The sequence below is a fragment of the Cobetia sp. 5-11-6-3 genome, assembly GCF_013374055.1.
GTDB classification, from domain to species: Bacteria; Pseudomonadota; Gammaproteobacteria; order Pseudomonadales; family Halomonadaceae; genus Cobetia; species Cobetia marina.
Genome location: NZ_BLWJ01000019.1, coordinates 1 through 758, shown reverse-complemented (window position 1 = coordinate 758; position 758 = coordinate 1). Strand labels below are relative to the sequence as shown.

Sequence of the window (758 nt, the reverse complement as noted above, 5' to 3'; positions counted from 1 at the left end):
GTCAATCGACTGCCTCTAAGCATCATCCAGCGGTGAGGAGCGTTGCTCGATCACCTGTTCCGTAAGGAGTGCGGCGTATTCTAGCGAATCGCCCGGGATTGTCAATCGATGATTTGGAAGCGGACTTCAAAAACATCAAATAAAACAATCACCTGCAAACCTCTTTTACCGCTGATAACGCCATGCGTCCCCGGCAGCGGATGCGTACTTTACGCATTCACCTCTGCAAGTGCAAGCGCTTTCTTCAAAAAGCATCCAGCCATGCAGTGTTCGGCGCTTTCGGCCGTCACGATTCAGGACGACATCATGGTAAAGAAGCGGGCCTGATCGATCGCTCTGATGATTCCCGAGAGTCACACCTGGAAAAAAAGGGGTGTGGATAACCTGACATGAGCCGCTCAATGAAAGTTTTCCACACCCCATTACCGACCTGGAACGAGACAATATCTTTACCCATGCGGTGTGAGCACCACCAGGACCGTGCGCCCTCCCCACTCGAAGCGCATGAAGACTTGTACGTTCACCTGGCACGTCGAAGATCACCAAGATTCTGGTATCACATTCCAGTGCGCCATTTTTCTGTGCACCACCTCTCCAAGCACCACTTTTTCCTACGCACAAAGAGAACCGCCCCTGCAGCTGGGCTGCAGGGGCGGTTCAGTATAAGTGCCTGACGATGACCTACTCTCACATGGAGAAACTCCACACTACCATCGGCGCTAAGCGGTTTCACTTCCGAGTTCGGCATGGGATCGGGT

Annotated in this window: 1 rRNA gene; it reads right to left on the bottom strand. The window is 52.8% G+C overall.

The annotated features are described in order from the left end of the window. Window positions 1-668 precede the first annotated feature (668 nt). Window positions 669-758 (bottom strand): 5S ribosomal RNA (rrf, locus tag HXS66_RS17195); the annotation flags it as partial.